This is a genomic window from Arthrobacter sp. KNU-44, assembly GCF_051843155.1.
Lineage (GTDB): Bacteria > Actinomycetota > Actinomycetes > Actinomycetales > Micrococcaceae > Arthrobacter.
Genome location: NZ_JBPXNG010000002.1, coordinates 1,001,831 through 1,023,060, shown reverse-complemented (window position 1 = coordinate 1,023,060; position 21,230 = coordinate 1,001,831). Strand labels below are relative to the sequence as shown.

The 21,230-nt window shown below is 62.9% G+C and carries 22 protein-coding genes; 19 read left to right on the top strand and 3 right to left on the bottom strand.

What is annotated here, in order from left to right; translation table 11 throughout:
* Positions 1 to 118: 118 nt before the first annotated feature.
* A complete protein-coding gene (locus ACSVHC_RS05535) occupies positions 119 to 646 on the top strand; it encodes an AAA family ATPase (protein WP_437772714.1) in 528 nt (175 codons plus the stop codon).
* Between the two features lie 59 nt (positions 647 to 705).
* Positions 706 to 1,209, top strand: coding sequence for a mycothiol transferase (locus ACSVHC_RS05530; protein ID WP_437772715.1), 504 nt, complete (start codon positions 706 to 708; stop codon positions 1,207 to 1,209).
* A 9-nt stretch (positions 1,210 to 1,218) separates the two neighbouring features.
* Here ACSVHC_RS05530 and ACSVHC_RS05525 read toward each other — a convergent pair whose 3' ends face one another.
* The gene (locus ACSVHC_RS05525; RefSeq protein ID WP_437772716.1) at positions 1,219 to 2,640 is read right to left on the bottom strand and encodes an MFS transporter; all 1,422 of its coding nucleotides are present in this window, start codon (positions 2,638 to 2,640) and stop codon (positions 1,219 to 1,221) included.
* 115 nt (positions 2,641 to 2,755) lie between these two features.
* On the opposite strand from ACSVHC_RS05525, the gene ACSVHC_RS05520 reads away from it, so the two are divergent.
* The 13 genes from ACSVHC_RS05520 to ACSVHC_RS05460 all read left to right on the top strand — a co-directional run bounded on the left by ACSVHC_RS05520 (position 2,756) and on the right by ACSVHC_RS05460 (position 15,734).
* Complete coding sequence (locus ACSVHC_RS05520) at positions 2,756 to 3,304, top strand: TetR/AcrR family transcriptional regulator (RefSeq protein ID WP_437772717.1); 549 nt, start codon at positions 2,756 to 2,758, stop codon at positions 3,302 to 3,304.
* Positions 3,305 to 3,538: 234 nt separating this feature from the next.
* A complete protein-coding gene (locus ACSVHC_RS05515) occupies positions 3,539 to 4,453 on the top strand; it encodes a glycoside hydrolase family 25 domain-containing protein (RefSeq protein ID WP_437772718.1) in 915 nt (304 codons plus the stop codon).
* A 200-nt stretch (positions 4,454 to 4,653) separates the two neighbouring features.
* The gene (locus tag ACSVHC_RS05510) at positions 4,654 to 4,965 is read left to right on the top strand and encodes a hypothetical protein (RefSeq protein WP_437772719.1); all 312 of its coding nucleotides are present in this window, start codon (positions 4,654 to 4,656) and stop codon (positions 4,963 to 4,965) included.
* An 83-nt stretch (positions 4,966 to 5,048) separates the two neighbouring features.
* Complete coding sequence (locus tag ACSVHC_RS05505; protein ID WP_437772720.1) at positions 5,049 to 6,416, top strand: MFS transporter; 1,368 nt, start codon at positions 5,049 to 5,051, stop codon at positions 6,414 to 6,416.
* A gap of 209 nt (positions 6,417 to 6,625) precedes the next feature.
* Entirely contained in the window at positions 6,626 to 9,187 is a 2,562-nt protein-coding gene (locus ACSVHC_RS05500; RefSeq protein ID WP_437772721.1) for a helix-turn-helix transcriptional regulator, read from the top strand.
* A gap of 257 nt (positions 9,188 to 9,444) precedes the next feature.
* The gene (locus tag ACSVHC_RS05495; RefSeq protein ID WP_439180648.1) at positions 9,445 to 9,816 is read left to right on the top strand and encodes a hypothetical protein; all 372 of its coding nucleotides are present in this window, start codon (positions 9,445 to 9,447) and stop codon (positions 9,814 to 9,816) included.
* 9 nt (positions 9,817 to 9,825) lie between these two features.
* Entirely contained in the window at positions 9,826 to 10,434 is a 609-nt protein-coding gene (locus ACSVHC_RS05490; protein ID WP_439180647.1) for a hypothetical protein, read from the top strand.
* A gap of 113 nt (positions 10,435 to 10,547) precedes the next feature.
* A protein-coding gene (locus ACSVHC_RS05485) for an IS3 family transposase (RefSeq protein ID WP_437771182.1) occupies positions 10,548 to 11,761 on the top strand; the annotation gives its coding sequence in 2 pieces (ribosomal slippage) (positions 10,548 to 10,809 and positions 10,809 to 11,761; 1,215 coding nt in all).
* 95 nt (positions 11,762 to 11,856) lie between these two features.
* Positions 11,857 to 12,300 carry a hypothetical protein gene (locus ACSVHC_RS05480; protein WP_437772724.1) on the top strand — a complete coding sequence of 148 codons (444 nt, stop codon included), beginning with the start codon at positions 11,857 to 11,859 and terminating at the stop codon, positions 12,298 to 12,300.
* A 167-nt stretch (positions 12,301 to 12,467) separates the two neighbouring features.
* Complete coding sequence (locus ACSVHC_RS05475; RefSeq protein WP_439180646.1) at positions 12,468 to 13,085, top strand: DUF1326 domain-containing protein; 618 nt, start codon at positions 12,468 to 12,470, stop codon at positions 13,083 to 13,085.
* 77 nt (positions 13,086 to 13,162) lie between these two features.
* Positions 13,163 to 13,912: a DUF2182 domain-containing protein gene (locus ACSVHC_RS05470; RefSeq protein WP_439180645.1), complete on the top strand. Its 750-nt coding sequence runs from the start codon at positions 13,163 to 13,165 to the stop codon at positions 13,910 to 13,912.
* A gap of 82 nt (positions 13,913 to 13,994) precedes the next feature.
* The gene (locus ACSVHC_RS05465; protein ID WP_439181373.1) at positions 13,995 to 14,225 is read left to right on the top strand and encodes an ester cyclase; all 231 of its coding nucleotides are present in this window, start codon (positions 13,995 to 13,997) and stop codon (positions 14,223 to 14,225) included.
* Positions 14,226 to 14,324: 99 nt separating this feature from the next.
* Positions 14,325 to 15,734 carry an APC family permease gene (locus ACSVHC_RS05460; RefSeq protein WP_437772727.1) on the top strand — a complete coding sequence of 470 codons (1,410 nt, stop codon included), beginning with the start codon at positions 14,325 to 14,327 and terminating at the stop codon, positions 15,732 to 15,734.
* A gap of 13 nt (positions 15,735 to 15,747) precedes the next feature.
* Here the strand turns inward: ACSVHC_RS05460 and ACSVHC_RS05455 are convergent, their stop codons facing one another.
* Positions 15,748 to 17,079: a DUF2254 domain-containing protein gene (locus ACSVHC_RS05455; protein WP_437772728.1), complete on the bottom strand. Its 1,332-nt coding sequence runs from the start codon at positions 17,077 to 17,079 to the stop codon at positions 15,748 to 15,750.
* A gap of 108 nt (positions 17,080 to 17,187) precedes the next feature.
* Here ACSVHC_RS05455 and ACSVHC_RS05450 point away from each other — a divergent pair, with 108 nt between their 5' ends.
* The 3 genes from ACSVHC_RS05450 (at position 17,188) to ACSVHC_RS05440 (ending at position 19,366) form a co-directional block, all read left to right on the top strand.
* Positions 17,188 to 17,727: a flavodoxin domain-containing protein gene (locus tag ACSVHC_RS05450; protein ID WP_437772729.1), complete on the top strand. Its 540-nt coding sequence runs from the start codon at positions 17,188 to 17,190 to the stop codon at positions 17,725 to 17,727.
* A 101-nt stretch (positions 17,728 to 17,828) separates the two neighbouring features.
* Entirely contained in the window at positions 17,829 to 18,392 is a 564-nt protein-coding gene (locus tag ACSVHC_RS05445; RefSeq protein WP_437772730.1) for a YceI family protein, read from the top strand.
* 158 nt (positions 18,393 to 18,550) lie between these two features.
* On the top strand, positions 18,551 to 19,366 hold the full coding sequence (locus ACSVHC_RS05440) for a glycoside hydrolase family 25 domain-containing protein (RefSeq protein WP_439180644.1): 816 nt from the start codon (positions 18,551 to 18,553) through the stop codon (positions 19,364 to 19,366).
* An 87-nt stretch (positions 19,367 to 19,453) separates the two neighbouring features.
* On the opposite strand, the gene ACSVHC_RS05435 is transcribed toward ACSVHC_RS05440, so the two are convergent.
* Positions 19,454 to 20,122 carry a response regulator gene (locus ACSVHC_RS05435; RefSeq protein ID WP_437772732.1) on the bottom strand — a complete coding sequence of 223 codons (669 nt, stop codon included), beginning with the start codon at positions 20,120 to 20,122 and terminating at the stop codon, positions 19,454 to 19,456.
* Positions 20,123 to 20,350: 228 nt separating this feature from the next.
* Here ACSVHC_RS05435 and ACSVHC_RS05430 point away from each other — a divergent pair, with 228 nt between their 5' ends.
* Positions 20,351 to 21,208, top strand: coding sequence for an ABC transporter ATP-binding protein (locus tag ACSVHC_RS05430; RefSeq protein ID WP_437772733.1), 858 nt, complete (start codon positions 20,351 to 20,353; stop codon positions 21,206 to 21,208).
* The last annotated feature ends 22 nt before the right edge of the window (positions 21,209 to 21,230 follow it).

Sequence of the window (21,230 nt, the reverse complement as noted above, 5' to 3'; positions counted from 1 at the left end):
TCGGAAGAGACGTTCTGCTTGTAGCTTATGCCCGTGATCGCCTCCCGTCGCTGCCAGTTTGGCCGCGCCTTGATTACGTGGACGGGGGTGGGCCCAAGCTTCAGCCTAGACTCCTTGGATGGCTACGGATCTTGAGAGTGTTTTCCTCAATGGCACGGTTGGTGCCGGCAAGACGACCACGGGCGAAGCCTTGCACTGGCTCCTCGCCGACGACGGAATCAGCAATGCCGTGATCGACCTCGATGAGTTGCGGCGGAGCTGGCCTGCGCCTTCATCGGACCGGTTCAACCACGAGCTGGAACTGAGGAATCTTCAAGCTGTCGCGGGGAATTATCGTGACGTTGGCGTACGGAGGTTCATTTTGGCAGGAGTGCTTGAGCAATCCACCGAGGTGGATCGCTATCGTGCAGCCCTCGGTGGAGGAAAACTCACCGTGATCCGGCTGGACGCGTCAATCGAGACTATCCACGAGCGGCTCAGGAACCGCCACGAGCCGAACAGCCGGGAGCTGACCTGGCACCTGGATCGCAGCGTGGAGCTCGATGAAATCCTGACCGGCGCTCGACTCGAAACACATGTGGTGGCGACGGGACCGCGAAGCCCAAAACAGGTTGCCCAGGCAGTTCGGGCTCTGGTTGGGTGGTAGGAGCAGCCAAGCCCGGCGGACCCATGGAGCCCGTCGACAACGCTTAGTGAGGGGACGCGATGAAATCCAACGAACTGCTGCAGGATGCCTTTGGCCGGATCCGTGACACCGTGGCCGCCACCCTTGAAGGGCTCGACGACGGCTCTCTGGTCCGTCGGCCCGCCAGCACCGGAAATTCGATTGCGTGGTTGATCTGGCACCTCAGCCGGGTGGAGGACGTCCAAGTCGCCTCCGCCGCCGGCGTCGAACAGGTGTGGACTTCGCAGGACTATGCTGGCCGCTTCAAGCTGCCGCTGCCCGAGCGCGACACCGGCTACGGCCACTCGAGCGATAAGGTCGATGCGGTTCAGGCCCCGCCGGAGCTGTTGCTCGAATACTACGACGCCGTCCACCGGCAGACGGTTGCGTTCCTGAAAACTCTCGGGGACGAGGACCTTGATCGCATCGTCGACACCCGCTGGGACCCGCCCGTCACTCTCGGCGTGCGGTTGGTCAGCACTATTGCCGATTGCCTTCAACACGTGGGGCAGGCCGCCTATGCCAAGGGCTTAGGCGGCCTGTGAGCGCACTCCTCATACCGCTTTCCGGGGTTTGAAGACCAACCCCACGACGACTGCCAGTGCGAGTGCGGAAAGGACGGTTGCCGACCAGAACCCGGCCCGTCCGCCGGTCAGGAAGTCGCCGGGGATAGCGAAGGCCGCGTAGATCGAAGCCACAATGGCCAGGCCGACGGCGCCGCCCAGTTGCTGCATTGTCTGGAAGAGTCCAGACGCGGACCCTGCGTGCTCCGGTTCGACGTTGCGCAGCGCGAGCGTCGTGAGCGGCATGAACGTCATGCCCGCCGAGATTCCAGTGCCCAGAAGTGCAAGCAAAACAAGGGCGAACGGGGTGTCCGTGTTCAGTTGCGTCAGCGGCAAGAAGGCGACGACGCGAAGGGCGGTGCCGAAGATGACCAGCCGGACGGCCCCGAAGCGCTCAAGTAGACGCGGGACGATCCGCGACATCGCGAAGATGCTCAACGGCATCGGCAGGAACGCGAGCCCGGTGACCATGGGCGTGAGGTGCAGATCGTCTTCGAGGTACTGGACCATGAGGAAGAACATCGCCAGCATCCCGCCGTAGGTGGCCGCCATCGCGGCGAGCGCCGCCACTCGGCTCGGGCTGCGCAGCAGCTGTGGACGGAGCAGTGGGTGGGCGAACCTCCTCTCGGTGACGGCGAGCACTGCGATAAGCGCTGCCCCGACCACCAGGCCGCCGATCGTGCGCGGGCTGGACCAGCCGACGTCGCCCGCTTGAATGAGACCCCACACGATCGCGACGGCGCCGCCCGTCGCGGTCACCGCTCCGAGGATGTCAAAGCGGCCGGGCCGCCGGGGAGTTTCCGCGACGAGGCGCGGCACCGCGATGAGGACCACGACGCCGATCGGCACGTTGATGAAGAGGGTCCACCGCCAGCTGGTGGTGTCGGTGAGCAGTCCGCCGAGGATGAGCCCGAGCGCGCCACCCATTGAGGCAATGGCGGAGAACAGGGCGAGCGCCCGGTTCCGCGCGCCGTCGTCCTTTGCGCTGGTGGTGATGAGCGCGAGGACGCTCGGGGCGGCGAATGCGGCGCCGAGGCCCTGGAGCGCGCGTGCGATGACAAGGAGGAGGGGCGAGGTGGCCAGGCCGCCAAGCAGTGAGAAGAGCGTGAAGGCTGCGACGCCCACCAGGAAGGTGCGACGGCGGCCGACGACGTCTCCGATCCGTCCGCCGAGCAGCAGGAGGCCGCCGAAGGCGACGGCGTAGCCGTTCAGGACCCAGCTGAGCTCGGCCCGGTCGAAGTGGAGGTCGGTGGCGATGTGGGGGAGCGCGACGTTCACGACGGTCGCGTCGAGGACAAGCATGAGTTGGGCCAGCATGACCAGCCAGAGGCCAATGCTGCCGGCGCGGCCGCGCGGATTTCCGCTGGTCAGGGCGATCCCGGCGGGTGCGCGTGTGGCGATTGTGGGTGTCATTGGAGGTGTCCTGTTCTAGCCGAGAGGGCTGACGTACACTAAGAGGAGAGATGCTCCGTTTAGAACTATACGGAGACTCTCTCCGTTTTGCAATGGTGTATTGAAAGGTGTTTCTGTGCGCGCTGACGCTCAACGCAACCGCGATCGGATTGTGGAGGTTGCACGTGCGCTCTTCCGGGTCAAAGGCTACGAAGCCGTTTCGATGGACGAAGTCGCCAAGGCGGCCGAGGTGGGACCCGGTACGCTCTATCGGCACTTCCCGACCAAGGAGTCTCTGTACGACGCGGTCCTCGAAGCATGGGCAGAGAAGGTCAACACCGCCGTCGACCGCGCCCTTACCCTCGACGCCCCTGCGCGGGAGCGGTTGTTGAATTGGCTCACCGATTATGCGTCGATGCTGACCGAGCACAAGGGTGCCGCCGCGCGGATTACCGCAGCGCTGGGCGACCCGGGTTCACCATTTGCGGCAAAGTGCCAGACCTACCTGGGCGCCAATCAGCGCGTGATCGAAGCGTTGGACTCGGCCTTGCGCCCTGGAGTCGATGCAATGCAGATCAGCCGGCTCGTCGGCGGCGTGGCTGCAGTGGTAGATAACAGCGAACTTCCGGCTGATGCAGCAGCATCGATGCTCGCGGTAGTCGCTGACGGACTAATCGCTCCCTGACGCGGTTCAGCGCTGGGCTGAGTACTCCAGCATCTGAGCTGTACTCCAAGTGCGCCACGTCACTTACTCGCAAATTCGTTAACCAAGTCCAGTAGAGATCACTCAAGGCTGCCCAGAAGCCCGTCCGTAGGATCCGTAGTGAGCCGAAGATGGCTCACTGCCATTGCTTTTGGGATGCAATGTGCGGCAGTACCAACCCCGGCAGGGCCCTGAACCATGCCAAGGACGCACATCATGAAAACTGCAAAACTCATGGCCGTCGCTTGCCTCTTGCTTGCTTGGACAGCCACACCATTCTCCGCCGCGAATGCCGCACCGATGGATGCTTCGGGCATTGTTTTGGGCAGCGACATTTCCTGGCCCCAATGCGGTGGCGGACTTCCTGGGGGCCAGGCGTTCGGGATTGTCGGCGTGAACGACGGCCGTCCGGGCACCGCGAATCCCTGTTTCGCCGAGCAGCTGGGCTGGGCCAGCGGCTCGGCGGGCGGGACAAGCCAACCGGCGGCCGCCTTGTACGTCAACACCGCCAATCCCGCCGAGTACGGCGGGTGGTGGCCGGCATCCGATGCGGACGTGGGCATGAGCCGTCCAAACCCGTATGGGAGCTGCGACGGGACGGCTTCGCCGGCGTGCGCCTACCTCTACGGTTACGGCATCGCGTTCGACGACGTCAATCATTACGGCGTACCCGACCCCACCAAGCACATGTGGTGGTTGGACGTGGAGACCGGAAACGCGTGGTCCTGGGACACCATGGCCAACGCCGCGGATATTGAAGGCATGGCCGCCTACCTGCAAGACATTGGAGCGGCGGTGGGGATCTATTCAACCTCGTACCAGTTTGGAGTAATCGCCGGTCAGCTTCATCCCGACAGCAACCTGAACGGGCTCAAGAGCTGGCTTGCTGGAGCAGCGTCTCCGGAGTCGGCAGTGGAACTCTGTTCGGCCCCGCCACTGACGGCCGGCGGCGTGGTTGCACTGACCCAATTCACCACTGACTTCGATTACAACCACTCCTGTATTCCGCCGGCACCGCCACCACCCCCGCCACCTGCTCCGGCAGTGGCCCCGCCGAAGCCCCCGGTCCCGACGCTGACTACAGACGCCAGCGGTAAGCGGAAGCCGGTGCTGTCCGTAGCGCAGAACTGACAGTTCCCAGCCGAGGTTCGCAGCCTGGTCTAGCTCTGCTCCACTGCAAGATTTCCCCAAGATTGACCTAGTTTGCCCCGTCCGGAGCTGTAGCTAAGTAATTTCGATCCGGGGGACGAACGGCATGGCCGATAACTGAGGTTGACGGGCGACTCCCGAAATTGTTACTCGCAGCGACAAAGCAGTCGAAAGGTGTCAAAATGTCTCAGCCAAACTATAACCAGCCGTATCAGTACCCGAACTACCCGAACGTCCAGCAGAACAACTCCCTCGAGCACTTTCAGGGGAGCAAGTTCAAGGAAAAGTCGATAATCTTCGGGGTCATCGGTTTCTTTTTCCTGGGCATTGTTTTCGGGCCCCTGGCGATTGCCAATGCAAGGAAGGCCGAAGCCCTGCACCACTCGGCAACCCTGGGGAAGGTCCTTGGGTGGATCGACACCATCGCTTCGGTATTGGGCCTTTTGGCCTTCCTTCTCATTTTCCTTCCGGCGGCGTTCGGCGGGGGACACTAGCGCGCCGGCCCTGACGGTTCCCAGCCGAGGTTCGTGACGCGTCGTTTCGTGACCTCAGGCAACGATGGACCAGACTTAGGGACGTGAACAACAAACCCCGCCCCGGCCTAGCGATCGCTGCACTGAGTCTCGGGACGGCGCTTAATCCGTTGAACTCGTCGATGATCGCGGTCGCGCTGGTGGTCCTGCGCCAGGACTTTGCGCTCGACGTCGCCACGGTCACCTGGGTGATTACGTCCTTCTACCTCGCCTCGGCCGCTGGCCAGCCGCTCATGGGCAGGCTCGCAGACCGCTTCGGTCCGCGGAGGTTGTTCACCTTCGGTATGGCGGTGGTCGCCATTTCCTGCCTTTTGGCGCCGTTCTCGCCGAACTTCGCATTGGTCTGCGTGGCTCGAGCGCTCATGGCGGTGGGGACCGCGACGGCGTACCCGTGCGCCGTCGTCATGGTTTCGACGCTCAGCCGGCAGGCGAACATCAGCTCCACCCGACCCCTGGGGCGCATCCAGATGGCGAACACCTCGGCCGCTGCGGTGGGGCCCGTCGTCGGCGGCCTTCTGGTGAGCTTGGTCGGCTGGCAGGCGCTGTTCGCGATCAACGTGCCGATCTCGCTCCTGGCCCTGATCGTGGTGCGGAGGGTGGCACCGCCCGACGTCGGACGCGAAAGCGGCAAGCTGTCGGCCCTCCTCCGCGATTCCGACATTCCGGGCATCCTGGCGTTCATCGCCTCACTGACGCTCGCAATGATGGCGCTGCTCAACGTGATGCCGGCCTACCGCTGGTGGTTCATCGCCGTCGCTGTTGTCCTGGCGGGGCTGTTCGCATGGCGCGAGTTCCGGTTCAGTCCGCCGTTCCTGGATTTGCGGCTGCTCGGGCGGAACCGGCCGCTGTTGCTGTTGTACTTGGGTTTCGCGGTGTTCAGCGCAGTTTACTATTTTGCCTTCTTCGGGCTTCCGCAGTTGCTGCAGCAGGCTGGAAAGTACGACGCCGGCGTCGTCGGCCTGCTGATGCTGCCTCTGGCTGCCATGTCGGTTTTCGTAACCCCGGTGGCGGTGCGGTTCATTGAGCGGTTCGGCGTGCGGTCCGTGATGATCGCCGGCGTCGTGCTTTTGGCCCTGGCTTCCTGCGCCCTCGGGGCGCTGACGTTGTCCTTCTGGCCACCACTGGTGCTCATACTCACGGCGTTGATGGGTGTTCCGTATGGCGTGGTCAGCACGGCGTCCAACCAAGGTTTATATGTGTCCGCGCGGCCCGAGGACAGGGGAGTGGCAGCCGGGATTTTCCAGACGTGCAGATACCTCGGGGCCATCACGGCGACGGTTCTTATTGGTGTGCTGTACGGGCCCGGGGTCAACCAGGCGAACTGGGGGCTCATGGTGTTGGTGATGCTGGGGCTGAGCGGGGTGGTGTTCGTGTTGGCCCTGGCTTGGCGGAAGCCGGGGGCAGTGGGATAGGTCCACCTTCACCACTCATTTTCAGCGCAACGCACACTCATTTTCAGTGCGATGCACACTCAATTTCTGTGCAATGCATACTCAGCGATCATTTTCGCCCGTAGCGTTGGATAGATTGTCAGGCTAGGGCTCTGGGGCGCTCTCCTCAGATTTGGAAGGCCACTAGGCTCTCATTTCAAAGCTGGGGTGTCTGCGTGAGGAGTTGGGAAGTGTTCGAAGAGGAAGTCCGACGGGCACTTGACTACGTGGCTCGCGGTGTCAGTGTCCGGATCGTCGGCGGCCCCGGAAGTGGAAAATCAACGGTCCTGCAGTCGATCGCCGCTGGGCTCGAAAAGGCCGGGTTCACGGTCTACAGCCTCTCGGGTTCGCGGCTCCTGAATGAGACGCCGTTCGCAGGGATTGGCGCACTCGGACTGGAAGGGCGCGGACAAGAGAATGGGCCGCTAGGAGTCGCGAACGTGCTCGCCGAACAGTTGGCGCAGCGAGGCCCCCGGGCAATAGTCGTTGATGATATCGATGAGCTCGACAAGGAATCAGCGGCAGTCATTGACATTGTTCAGGGGCGGACGCAACGGCCGCTGGTGGTGACGATGGACGATGCCCCGATGGACTCAGGGGTCTCCGTGTTCACGCCTGCCCGATGGCCGGAGACAACGATACGACTCAGTCCACTTCACTACGATCAAGTCAATAAACTCCTGGCCCAGACGCTCGGTTCGCCGCCGGACGTGGATTTGACCACCGCCGTGCTCATGAAATCTGGGGGCAACCCGCGGCTCGTGGTCAGAATCGCCCAAAGCGCGGAGCTGAGCAAGCAGCTTGTCCTCCATGACGGACAGTGGAGAATGGGTGGGCGCACACTCTGGAACGAATATCTCCAGAGCACCGTCCAGGAACTCCTTCATGGACTAAGCACCGATGAACGGACGGCTTTGCATACCCTGTCCGTGGTGGGAGCCCGGCCGCTGGGGTCCCTGAAGCCAGTAGTTGAGGCAGATGTCCTGGACAGGCTCGAAATGCGGGGGCTGGTTGCACTCACCGAAGACAGCGCTGGAGCCATGTGGGCAAGCGTCAGTCCCCACATTGTTGTCGACCATTTCCGCGACCATCACGTCCGATCCTCCCGCAGGGTGCTGGCGGATCGGAGTAACCGGGAGATCGATTCCCATGACCCGCCGGTAAAGAGTTCCTCGCCTGAACTTCTGGCCGAATTGATCCGAGACCTGCGGAGTGAAGCCGGCGGCGGCACCGCTGCGACGCAGCATTTCCAAGAACAGCTACGGGAACTGGAGGAATCACAATTCAGCGTCTGGGAGTCCGAAAAGACCATGTCCAACGCAGCAGCGTTCCTCAAGTTCTACTGGGGCGGCCCGATCGATCCCTCACGCATCGAACAAGTCTTCAGCGAAACTGGGGCGGCTGGCGCTGATTCCGGCGATCACTTCTTCTTCGCCATGACCCGGGCGCTTTGGGCCATCGTCAGCGGCGGGGAAGCATCTGCTGCGACGGGCATACTCCAGGCGATCGGCCAAGCTCACCCCGATTGGGAGGCAGAAGCCCAAGCGTTCGCGCTCTACCTCGAGGCGTCCTTCGACCGAATGCCCTCAAACCTCGACGAAACCCTGGACAGGCTCCGCAGCCGCCACCACGAGAGCGGCGTTCTGCCAGTCATCCGGGGCATTCTGGAGCTCTACCGCTTCGACGCCCAGGCTGCCCTCCGGGCCCTTGATTCAGCAGACGGCTTCGGCCTTGCCGCAGGCATGGAACCCTTCGTCCGCGGACTCGCGCTCCATTTTGCCGGCCACGGCGAAGAAGCAATGATCTTCTCCCTCAGTCAACGTGCCGCGGCGCGGCGCCGCCTTGATCAGTTCGGCTTCGTCGCGAGCAGCTACGTTGCGGTACTGGCAATGACACAACAAGGACTCAGCAAGGAAGCTGACTGTGTAATGACTAGCGTCTTCGCGCTCGGCCGGCCCGGCTTTCTGGTGAGCTTCCTCCACGACGCGATGCTCAGAATCGCCGGCCTTCGCGCACTGGCCGGCCCCGGCAAGAATGCCGCCTCCCTCGGGATCCAGGCACGCAAAGACGTCGCTGACATTGGGCCCCTGCCTGGTACCGGCAAAGCGGTCTATGAGCTCGTTTCCCGGAAATACGCCGATCCAGCCGACTTTGACGAAAAGGCTGCGGACCTTCTGGAACAACAGCTGGACCGCGGTTACATCACCGAAGCCGTGTATGCCTCATTGTTCATGTTGTCCCTCTACCCCGGACACAAGATCCTGGAGACTACGCAACGGCTACTGCAGGAAAACGGCGTGAGCACCCATGCCCAGTTCCTCGCCATCGCCGGTGCCATTCGTGACCGCGACCACCAACTGCTAAAAATCCTCCTGGACCAATACGAAGCCGACTCCGACCTTCCCGCAATCACGAGGCTCCTGAAAGGCGTGGTGAAGGGTCACCTCCTCAAACGCCGCCGGGGGTTGGCCAAGACTTTTCATCAGATCATCTCAACTTTCGAAAACCGCTTCCCGCCACAAGGGGTGCAACTGACCCTCGACACGGGAGGGCATCCCCAAGGTCTGACTCCTCGAGAGAGGGAAATCGCCATCCTGGCAGGCAGCCAACGCACGCCTGAAATCGCTGTCCTCCTGGGGATCAGTCCGCGGACCGTGGAAAACCACATCTCCAGAGCCCTAGCCAAGACCGGAACCACCACGCGCCAGTCCCTTCATGAGCACGCTCGAAACTCCCAAACAAAGCGCGGATAGTTGGACAACCGGCTGCGTGAGTCCGGGCCCTGCCTGGGTTGGATCTTGAAGCACTCCCTATCTAAGAGTGTCAAGTGTTTTGCTTCTATTGAGTGATGAATGCTCGAAATTGAGTATGCGCACACTTCAAATTGAGTGGTGCAATAGTCAAAATTGAGTAGTGGCAAATCTTGCACAGATGCATCGACCAATTCTGGTTTTTGACTTTAAAATTTTAGCCTTCCGACAGCTATTGATCTTTAAATTGATTCCAAATATTGTTGCTGCTGAACAAGCCTTTTGCTTATATTTTTGGGGGATCCGTAATGTTCGATTTCCGAAAGATTCTTGGCTCAATCGCGCTTTCTTCAGTGTTGGCATTTTCGGGCATAAGTGCTGGCACCGCCGCCGCGCCGACTTCGAGCGTTGCCGGCGCCGTGGTGGATGCAACCATGGAGCCGCAGGTTGCCTTTGTTTGGAACGTCTGGCAAGACAACTTCTACAGTAAAGAGACATGTAAAAGGGCTTCCTTCGCAGTCCAAAGCATGCACCGCTATATTCTCAACTACGACTGTCGTCAGAATCGTCCGGGCACCTTCAATGCCGGCCGCTGGTCGCTTTGGGTTTGGGTGCCTGATTCCGTGAGGTAACCACGTCCTATGAATAGCAACAGATCATCAAACAGCGGCCAGCTGTTACTTCCTGTCCGAGACGGAAGCTTGGTCGAAGTGCGCGGCCGTCTGTTCACGGGGGCCGACGGACACGCCTATGTGCGGCCGAGAATGCACCCTGATGAACCGCGTGTCGGTTTGCCCGAGCAGGCTCAAATGGACACAACAACACTAAGAATCAGGGTCACGGGCCTTGCGATGGGTGACCCGGGGCTTGGGAGGCTGGAGAGTTCTTGGCACACAATTCTTGGCGTCTTAAGAGGTACGACCATCGAAGTTGACGCTGTGCTCGATGCTCCTGCGGAATGGCTCGACTCGTGGGAGGAAACGGACCCGAGATACGCAGAGGCGAAGGCTGGTACTCCGTCGGAGTGGTTCCTTAGTCCGGACCGCCAGAAGCTTCTGGAAGGAATCTTTGCCAGCTTTGATGAGCACAAGGACTTCTATCCTCTTATTTCATTGGGACTTAACGGCACCTACGAAGGCACCTTCCGCGCCACGCTGTACATGCTGGCGATCAACGAAAGTTTTGCATCGTGGGCAGGCAACTTCAGCGCCGATGACCTCCTTGTTCGATCGTTCGTGAGGGCCCTGTAGCTAAGGGGGTTGTTGTGCGTTGGAGAAGCAATGCAGGCATAGTTTCCGCGATGCTGCTCCCCGGTGCGGCCGTATGGTTTTGTGAGACAGCTTGATGGGAGCCTCAGTTTCAGATGACCACCCGCAGAAAGACATACGACGCCGCGTTCCGGGAGGAATCGGTTCGACTGGTTTTGTCTTCGGACCGGCCGGTGAAGCAGATCGCGCAGGAGATCGGGGTGAAGGAAAGCACGCTGGGAAACTGGGTACACAAGTCCCGGGACAAGCAACCGGACACCCCTGCCCAGCCCGAGGACCGGGGGCCGGTGGCGTGGGATGAACACCAGAAAGCGCTGGCCGAAAACGCCAGGTTGAAGGCCGAGGTCGAGTTCCTGGGAAAAGTCAGCGCCTTCTTTGCCGCGAAGCAAAAGTAGAGGATTTCTACGAGTTCATCGAAGCGGAGAAGGCCAACCATCCCGTGGTGTGGCTATGCCGGAAATTGAACGTCTCCCGGGCCTCCTATTACCGGTGGCGCAAACCTGCCGGCCCTTCACCGCGCACCGTGCGGCACGGGGAGCTGGTCACCGCGGTCACCAAGCTCTACACGAAGGAGTCCGGGCGTGCCGGGCGGGACCAGCTGACCCGGCTCCTGAACGCGGCCGGGACCAAGGTCTCCGCCCCGACCGTGGGGGCCATCATGCGCGAGCACGGCCTGCGGGCCATCCGCACCCAGGCCTGGAAAAAGACCACGCTCCAGGACCCGCAGGCCAAGACCGCCCACATCCAGAACCACATGCTCGATGACCAGGGCAGGCGCGACTTCACCTCCGCGGTGCCCGGGACCCGGCTGGTCGGGGACATCACCTACCTGCGCACCGGCGAGGGCTGGCTCTACCTGGCCACGGTCATCGACCTGTTCTCCGGGATGGTCATCGGCTGGGCCATGGCCGAACACATGCGCGCCAGCCTGTGCACCGCGGCCCTGCGGATGGCCCGGAACCACGGCCACCTCATCGGCGGCCCAGTCGTCTTCCACTCCGACCGGGGCACCCAGTACACCTCGGAGGAATTCCAACGATGGTGCGCCCAGAACGAGGTCACCCAGTCCATGGGCAAGGTGGGGGTGTGCTGGGACAACGCGGTCGCCGAGAACTTCTTCTCACACCTCAAGACCGAGTTCTACCACCACCACCGCTTCGGTTCCAGGCTCACCGCACGGACCGCCGTGATGGACTACATCGAGGGCTGGTACAACCGCCGCCGACCCAACCGACGGGCCGGCGGCATCCCGCCAGCCACCGCCCACGCAAACCACCACACCAGCGTCCAGGAACCCCTGGCCGCCTAACCAAAACAAACAACGAAAATGTCTCAAAAACTTGACGACCGCACGGGGCCGCGTTGACTGCGTGCGACGGAAACGTCCAACACCATGCCGGCCCCATGAAACCTACCGATCCGGTTCATAGTGCGGAAACGGTCCCGCAAGACGGGGCGCTGTCGTCAGCGGCAAGCCTCATCACCAAAGAGTTGAGCGGCGACCCCAAGTTCGGGTCAGTCGCCCTTGAGCAGGGGAAGCTCGTCATCATGTGGCACGGCCCGGAGAACGACCGCATCGAACGCTTGCGCGACCAACTCCCTGGCGTTGACATTTCGATCCGTTCGGCAGCATGCGTTCCGGGAACCGTCACGGCCCGGGCGGGAACCCATCTGACAGAAGATGCAAGAGTCAGGGTCGTCGGGATGGCCAATGACGGATCCCATGTGGTGGTCACGGTTTCAGAGGGCGCAGACAGCAGTGCCCTGGCTGCCGCTTATGAAGCCTGGCTCGGCGGTCCGGTCCGCCTCGAAACGGGGGACGTGGTCCCGGCCACGGGGTCGCCCTGAAGGGCTTCCTTGGGAGGCTCGCTCTTTGGTTTAGCAGAGCTTGTTGACACCCCTATCGGGTGGGAATAATCTCTGCCTTACGAGGTTCGTGGTCTCGGTTTGAGTGTTTTCGGCGCTGCCTCTGGGGGAGCTCCGCTAGTCGAATGAACTAGCGAGGAGAGTCCTCAATGTCTTGGGAAATGTCCGGAAAATATGTTGCTAATTGCAGTTGCGCTTTGATCTGTCCCTGTCCGGTAGACGGCAGGCCCAACAGTGCCAACGGCGAGTGCCGCGGAGTGGCAGTGTTCCATGTTGCGAACGGGAAGCTCGATGACACCGACCTTTCGGGTGTCGACTTCGCCTTCGTCAATTTCTTCCCGTCGAACCTGACCGCGGGAGGTTGGAAGATCGGCGTCGTGGTCGATGAAGGCGCTTCCGACGGGCAGGCGACCGCCCTCGAAAGCATCCTGCACGGTGAGGTCGGCGGACCGTTCGGGGATCTGGCGGCCCTGTATGGCGAATGGTTGGGCGTTCAGCGGGCCGGCGTCACGTTCTCGGATGGCGATAACCCGTCCGCCTCGGTGGGAGACAGTGTGAACTACACACTGGAAACGCTGCCCGGCCCGGGTGGCAGCGTCACCACAGTCAAGAACGCGATGTACGCCTTCGCTGCCGACTACATGATCGGAAAGGCGCCGGGGCACTCGGATCTCTTCGGCCTGGACTTCGACGGGATCTACGGCGAGAGCGGAGAGTTCGCCTACGCAAGCGAAATGGCTGAAGGCGCCCCCAAGGGTAGGGCATGACAGCCGGGAACCTGCCTCGTAGAAAGTTGAATCGGGGAGCTGTGGCGGGCGGTACGCCGCGCGCCACAGCCTTTAACTTGGATCCACGCGCGGCCGGTCTGGTTGCTGTGTTGCTGATCCTCGCGGCCGTGAGCTGGATCGTTTCTGCCGTGCAAACGGCGGGGATGGACATGGGGCGTTGGACAGATCCGGGGCCGCTCGGCTTCTTCCTCACCACCTGGGTGGTGATGCTCGCGGCGATGATGTTTCCGTCGGTGGCGCCCATGGTGGTTGCTTACGCCAGGATCACCCACCACCGTCGGGAGACCGGTCGCTATGCCCCGCCGGGTTCCACGGCAGTGTTCGTGGCCGGCTACCTCATCTCCTGGACGATCTTCGGCCTCGCCGCGTACGCGCTCTACGCACTTGTCGCGTCCCTCATCCCCGGTTTGTTTGTCTCCGATCCGGGCGGTCGCTACCTGGCGGCCGGCGTGATTTTTGTGGCGGCCCTCTACCAAGTCACGCCAGCCAAGAACGTCTCCTTGATGAAATGCCGGACGCCGATGGACTTCATCCTGCGCCGCATCCGCTATGGACGCCTTGGCGCGCTGCGCCTCGGACTCGAGCACGGCGCGTGGTGCGTCGCCTGCTGCTGGGCGCTGATGGTGGCACTCTTCGCGCTCGGCGTGATGAGCGTCGGCTGGATGGCTGTGGTGGGGGCGTTCATTGCCTTGGAGAAGATGCTTCCGTGGAAGCGGATCGCCAACCGATTGGTCGCCGTCGCGCTCGCCCTGATCGCCGTGGCGATCGCCTTTGCGCCCGCGATGGCGCCAGGAGTCGGGATGTAAGTGCGGGGGGGAAATGGGACGGTCTCACTCATAAGGGAGTCAGAAATGACTGATGGTACTGGACTGATCGGGCGTTTTTACAATCAAGGTCAAGACGATAGAGCCGTGGCTGACTGACGGACACTTGGAGGCGTGCCACGTGGTTATGACGGGTACGCACCGCGGTGACATGGCGGGCGTTCCAGCGTCGGGCAACAGCGTCGAATTCGGCGGGACCGACATCATTCGCGTCGAGGACGGCAAGGTTGCCGAGCACTGGGGATCCACTGACACCCTCAGCCTCATGCAGCAGATCGGCGCGATTCCCCAGTAGCGATTCCGCAATAGCGTCTCCCGCCCGCGCTCCTAGCTGCGGGCGGGAGGCATTCGGAGGTGAGCCGGGAAGTCTGGTCGGCAGCTCGATAAGGCTGTCATGGAACCGGAGATCGCCGTGAAAATTCCGAGCGGAACGTCCCCCGGAGGTGGACTGGGAAGAGGTCTGCGTTCCCGCACCGCACTGCTATTGGCGTTTGCCTTCGCGGTCATGGCCGACCCTGTCTCCTCTGTTGCGTACGCGATCGAAGCGGCTCTGCGCGCCCTGGACGGCGATTTGGCGTTGCTCGTCCCGGCGATGATCTTGGTGGTGGCAATCGTTGCCTTGGTCATCGTGAACTACCGACAACTCGTCGCGCGCTACCCGAGAGGCGGTGGGGCTCCGGCCGCCGTGGGTGAGGCCTTCGGAGATGGCTGGTCCTTCATCCCCATTGGTGCGCTGGTGGTGGATTTCCTGCTCACTATCGCGATCAGCGTCTCGGCCGGGTCCTCGGCGGTGATCGCCTATTTTCCCGCTCTTGCTCCCTGGCGTTTACTGCTCGGGCTGGGCTTGGTGGTCCTTGTCGGTGCCGCGACCTGGTTCGGTCACCTTGGCAGGTTGGTCTTCGCGGCGATGACAATGGCCTTTATCGTCGTTTCCGTTGTCGTCCTTCTCTACGGCTTGGGCGCAGCACCTAAACCGGTCAGCGCGATCGCCGGCGTTTCCGGGCATCCACCTGTCCTTGCCGTGGTGCTTGCGTTCCCGGTCGCCATGGCCATGGCCACCGGTGTGGAAGCGGCGACCTCGGCGGTTGCCCAGCTCGGGCAGCTCGACAATGACGGGAAGCGACGTTTCGGGCAGCTCACTCTCTGGCTGACTCTCGCGATCGTCGGCACCATCACGCTGGGCCTCGCCTTGGAGGCCGCGCAGCTGCACGTCGGCATTCCGCCGAAAGACAGCACGCAGATCGCCGAACTCGCCCGCCTCGCTGCGCCGGCGCCCGTGTTCGCCGCCTTCCAGCTCGTCACTGCCCTGCTGCTGCTCTCAGCGGCTTCCTCGGGATTCCAGGCGGGACCGGGCCTGCTCAAAGCCCTGGCGCGCCACATCAACCCCCACGGTGAGACCGTCGGCGTCCTTCCGCTCTCCCTGGGCCACACCAACCAACACCACACTCCCTATTGGGGCGTGGCTGTGTTTATCGTCCTGGCCGGTGCGGTGACCGCCATCGCCGGTGCCAACGACCAGGAGCTTGTCCTGTTCTACGCCGTCGCAGTCCTCCTCAGCTTCCTCGGCGGCCTGGTCTCTATGGCACGTTTGGCCCGCAAGGACCGCCAGCCGGGAGTCCTCATCCTCAGCACTGTCGGGGCCCTCGCTGTGGCATTCACCCTCGTTGCCAATCTCTCCCGCGGCTTCCCCATCGTCAGCCTCGCCGCCGCCCTCGCCGTCGCAGGCCTCCTCTACCGGCTCTGGACCAAAGCAGGACGCCCCCGCGGCATCCGCAATGTGGCCGCGGAAGCAGAATTCGATTGACGTCCGCACCGAGCTAGCTGCCGGCGTCGCTCCCGTCGTCGGTGTCGTCGAAGGCTTCGAGCAGTGCCGCGCCCTCCGCGAGGAGGGGTTCGCGATCGGCCGGCTGGGCCACGAGCCGGGTCACGTCGCTCATGAGGGTCTCGATGTATTGCCGCACGACGGCGTGGTGGGCCGCGTCGCCGAACCACACGAGCTCACGGCACACGCGCAACAGGGCCCTGACGACGCGAGGCTCGTTCGCTCCGTACCGTCGGACCTGTCCGAGAGCCAGATCCACGAGATAGGCGAAATCGCGGGCCGGGACGTGCAGCCTTATGGTGCCTTGCGCGTCCGCCACCGCCCGCGGCCCGTGCTGCCGGAGCGAGAGGGCAGCAAGGATCGAGGCGAGATGGTCCACCGCTTGGTTCGCGGTGTAGGGATCGTTGATGGCGGGCGAGAGCGCCTTGGACGCGACGTCGGCGAGTTGCCGGATCCCGAAGGCGACGTCCTGCTCGAGGGTCCGCTCGTAACCGATTCGTACGCTCTGGGCGAGCGCCCGGCGCAGTTCAGTGCCGCCGTCGGGCGCAAGCCGTGCGCCCTCGCCCGTGGCCTCCCACACCCAGGCGAGCGGGGAACCCGCGACGACGTGTCGGCCGATCATGGGCACCATCCGGGCAGTGAGGTCCCGGCTCGCGAGCACCCCGACGAACGCCTCGACATGGAAGGCCTGAACATATCCCGATTGCGGTACCAGCAAAGCGGTGGCGCCGGGCGGCGGGTTTGGCATGCGGATTCCGGGATCCCCAGGGACGAAGGACCGCTCGATCACCTTGAGGGTGGCCTTCTCGACGCCCTTCATGACTTGGTCCACCTGGATCGAGTGGGACAGATGGTGGGCGAAGAAGACGAGCATGACCATGCTCACGAACAGCAAGAGGAGTGCGCCGCTTACCGCGAGGCGAGGGTAGTCCTGGGTGCGCTGTCCGGCGGCGATGCCGACCGTATAGAGGCCCGCCGTGCTGTAGGCGAACGTGGCGACGAAGGCGCTGAGGGTTACCTGGTTGGGGATGTCGCGCAGGAAGTTCCGCAGCAGCCGCGGGCTGAACTGCGTCGACGCGAGTTGCAGTGCCACGACGGTGAGGCCGAGCACGACGGCGATGACAGTCACCATGGTGCTCGCGATGCCGATGAGCAGGTTCCGCGCGTCGTCGGACGTCCCTTGGAAGAGGAGGACGGCGAAGGGTGAAGTGGCGTCGAGCTGAACCGCGGAAAGGCCCGCGCCCGCGATGATCGCGACGACGACGGCGCAGGTCGGCATCGCCCACAGGGCACTCGCCAGATACTCCCGAACGGCATCACGCCTCACATGTGACACTCTCTGCCGACGGTCCTCGTCAGTCAAGGGGATGCGTGTTGAATACCGGGAGGACCTTGGACCCTAGAGCGGCCGCCCGGAGCCGGGACAGACTGGCATATGGCCAACATCTATATTGCTTACGGGACCGTTGAGGGACAGACGGCCCAGATCGCTGAGTATATTGCCGACGTCGCTCGGGGCCACGGCCACGAGGCGCAGACGGCGGACATCAAGAAGTCCGGGGATACCCTGCCGGAGGGTTACGACGCCGTCGTGGTCGGTGCATCCGTCCATGTGGGGAAGCACGAGGGCTATGTGCGGGACTTTGTACGGAAAAACACCGCCGCGCTTCAGCGCATCCCCTCCGCGTTCTTCTCAGTCAGCCTCGCTGCCCAGGGCGATGAAGTGAACGCCGAGGGTTATGTGGAGAAGTTCGAGGAGGAGACGGGATGGCGTCCGGCCCACGTGGGGCTCTTCAGCGGCGCCCTGCTCTACACCCATTACGGGTTCCTCAAACGCGCCATGATGAAGAAGATCGCCCGCGACAAGGGCAGCCTGGACACGGATACCTCGCGCGACTACGTCTACACCGAGTGGGACGGGGTGAGGCGGTTCACTGAGGACTTCGTGGCTGGATTGACTGCTCCCGCAGCCTAGGCAGGGCCGGGGGGCGCCGGAAACCTTGACTTCACGCCGAGGCTCAACAAGGGTGGAAGGGATCGATCCAAGCGAATTCTTTCGAAACAGGAGATCCAACAATGACTCTTCCCACAGGTTTGACTTCCGGCACCTGGTTGCTGGACATGTCCCACAGCGAGATCGGCTTCAGCGTCCGGCACGCCGGCATCAGCAAGGTCCGCGGCCGCTTCACGGAAGCCAGCGCCGAGGCCCGCGTGCGCGAGTCCCTGGCCGACGCGTCGCTCCACGCAACCGTCAAGACCGCGAGCTTCGACTCCGGCGATGCCAACCGTGACGGCCACGTCCGCGGCGCCGACTTCTTCGACGTCGAGAAGTTCCCGGAGATGACCTTCCGCGCCACGAGCGTAGAGGGCGACGGCGAGGACTACACCCTCACGGGCGACCTCACCATCCGGGGAATCACCAAGCCGGTGGAGCTGGAAGTGGAGTTCACCGGCGTCGCGGTTGATCCTTTCGGCGCGACCCGCGCCGGCTTCTCCGCCGAAACCGAAATCAGCCGCAAGGACTTCGGACTGACCTGGAACGCAGCTTTGGAGGCCGGCGGTTTCCTGGTGAGCGACAAAGTGAAGATCAACCTCGAGGCTGCCCTTGTGAAGCAGGCTGAGCCCGTAGCAGCCGAGTAGCCGCGGGGCACGGTAGCGGGTTCCGGCAGTTGACCCTGCCGGAGCCCGCTCGTCCAGTCGATTGAGGTCTTGTTCGGAGAGTTCGACGGCGGTGTCCCCAAGTTCTCGGCCGGAAGTTCGCGCATCTTGGTGCAGGGAGGGTGGGCGTACTATGGGCCATGGCGCGTTTTGGAATGAAGATGGCATGCACGTTCCTGGCTCTTATTGGACTGTCGCTCGCGGGCATGGCTCCCGCAGCAGCGGCCGCACCGACGCGGACTACGGACTTGGTCGGCAACGATGTTTCCTGGCCACAGTGCGGCAAAACCCTCCCTGCGGGGCAAGCCTTCGCGATCGTGGGCGTGACCGGCGGCCTGGCCAATAACACCAACCCTTGCTTGGCCCAGCAACTGGTTTGGGCGGCTGGCTCAACGGGGGGAACAGCGCAGCCCAAGGTCGCCCTGTACGTGAACACTGCCAACCCAGGACTCGCCGGCTCATGGTGGCCGTCGTCGAACTCCTACGCAGGCACGCAGGTCGCCAATCCTTACGGGACGTGCGGCGGCGGAGTCGATCTTGCCTGCTCCTACATGTACGGCTACGCGAAGGCCTATGACGATGCCACTATCCGCGGCGTGAACAACCCCGGGAACTACTTCTGGTGGCTGGACGTGGAAACCGGCAACAGCTGGCAGACCAACACCGCACTGAACAGGGCCGACCTAGAAGGAATGGTCGCCTACTTCACGAGAATCACCTCCGGCGCTGCCGGTACAGGTGTCGGGATATATTCGACGGTCAATCAGTGGGCGATTATTGCCGGAACCGTGCCCGTCGGCAGTCCGCTCGCTGGGCTGCCGAGTTGGCTTGCCGGTGCCAAGACCTTGCGCGGAGCGAAGTCCAATTGTTCTTCGCCCGGCCTTACGTCTGGAAGCCAGGTGTCTGTGACCCAGTACGTGGCTGCCGGAGTCGACTACGACTATTCCTGCCCCTGAGGAGGCTCGCTCGCGCTGGCGAGACCGCGGTGGCCGCCAGGTTCCAGGCCAGGCGTTTGCGCTTCTTGGAGACCGGCAGCTCCCCGCTCAACTCACAGTGTAAGAGTTGAGCGGGCGGCCGGTGCTGCCATACGTCAGGTCCAAAATGAGAAGCCCTTTTTGCTCCAGGACACTGAGGTAACGCTGGGCCGTCGGGCGGCTGACACCTAGCTGCCCGGCGATCTCAGCGGCGCTGATGGGACCCCCGGCAGCGCGGACGGCGTCGAGCGCTTTCTGCATGGTGGGCTGCAGGCGCGGCGCCGGAGCAGCGGTCCTGACCCCGGCCGAGCGCGCGTTGTAGAGGCCGTCAATAGTCGCCTGGTCGGCAGTTGAAGCGGAATCCAGCTCCTGCCGCCAGATCCGGTAAGCCTCCAACTGCGTGCGCAGCCGGTCAAAGCTGAAGGGCTTGACCAGGTAGTAGACCGCGCCGCTCGTCATCGCTGACTTGACGGTGGCCAGATCCTGGGCCGCGGTGATGATGATGCAATCGACGTCGGTTCCAGCCGCCTGCAGGGACCGCAGCATGGAGATCCCGTCCTCGTCCGGAAGGTGTACATCCAGCAAGAGCAAGTCCGGGTTGAGGCGCTCTATCGCCTCCCGAGCGGCTGCGGCGCTGTAGACCTGACCGACGCATTCGAAACCGTCAACCCTTGCCACGCGGGCAGCGTGGATTCCGGCGACCCGGAAATCGTCGTCGACCACCAATGTCTTAATCAACGTCTGCTCTCCTGTCCTTGTCCGCGACGATGCGGGCATTTTCCCGTTAGTTGAAGCGACGGCAGAAAACGCACAAAACGTGCACTTTTGCGGCTAAGGCGCACAACTTACTGAAGACTTCTGGCCCGGATGATCCCTTCCTAAGCTTTACATAGTTTCAGTGATCCACATCACTAATTCGTCGGACTCCCAAGGAAGGGATCCGTAAGACAGAGAGGTCTTAGCGTAATGAATGCTATCCACCCCAACCGGCCGCCCGGGGCCCCCGAGAGGGCTGAGGACGCCGCGGGCATCGACATTGTCGGATTGACCAAGCGTTACCTCACTCCCAAGAACGAGACCTTCACTGCCATCCGCGATGTGACCCTGAGGGTCGAACCCGGCCAGTTCTGCGCGATCGTCGGACCGACGGGCTGCGGCAAGTCGACCACCCTGGCCCAGGTTTCCGGCCTCGAACGGCCAAGCGCCGGTTCGGTGAGAGTCCACGACCAGCTCGTTGACGGCATCACCAACGGCGTCAGCTACATGTTCCAAGCGGACGCGCTCTTCCCCTGGAAGACCGTCCTCGGGAACGTCTTAATCGGCCCGGTCCTGCTCGGGACGCCCAAGAAGGAAGCCACCTTGCTCGCAAGGGACTGGCTGCGCCGCGTGGGCCTGGCCGGCTTCGAAGACCGTTACCCGCACCAGTTGTCCGGCGGCATGCGCAAGCGCGTCGCCATGGCGGCAGCACTGATCAACAACCCCCGGATCCTCCTGATGGACGAGCCGTTCGGCGCCCTCGACGTGCAGACCAAGGCCATCATGCAGAACGAGCTCCTGCAGCTCTGGGAGGAACTGCGCCCCTCTGTCCTGTTCATCACGCACGACCTCGACGAGGCCGTGGCGCTCGCCGACAAGGTGGTCATCATGACCAGCAGCCCGGGCACGATCAAGGATGTCTTCGACATCGATCTGCCCAGGCCGCGTGGAGATGTCCAGAAGATCCGGCACGAGGAACGATTCCTGGAGCTGCAGGGCCAGATCTGGGAGTCCCTGAAGGACGAAGTCACCCGCGCCTACAAGCAATCGGCGGGTGCAGCAGCATGACAACCACAATCAGTAGAGGTGC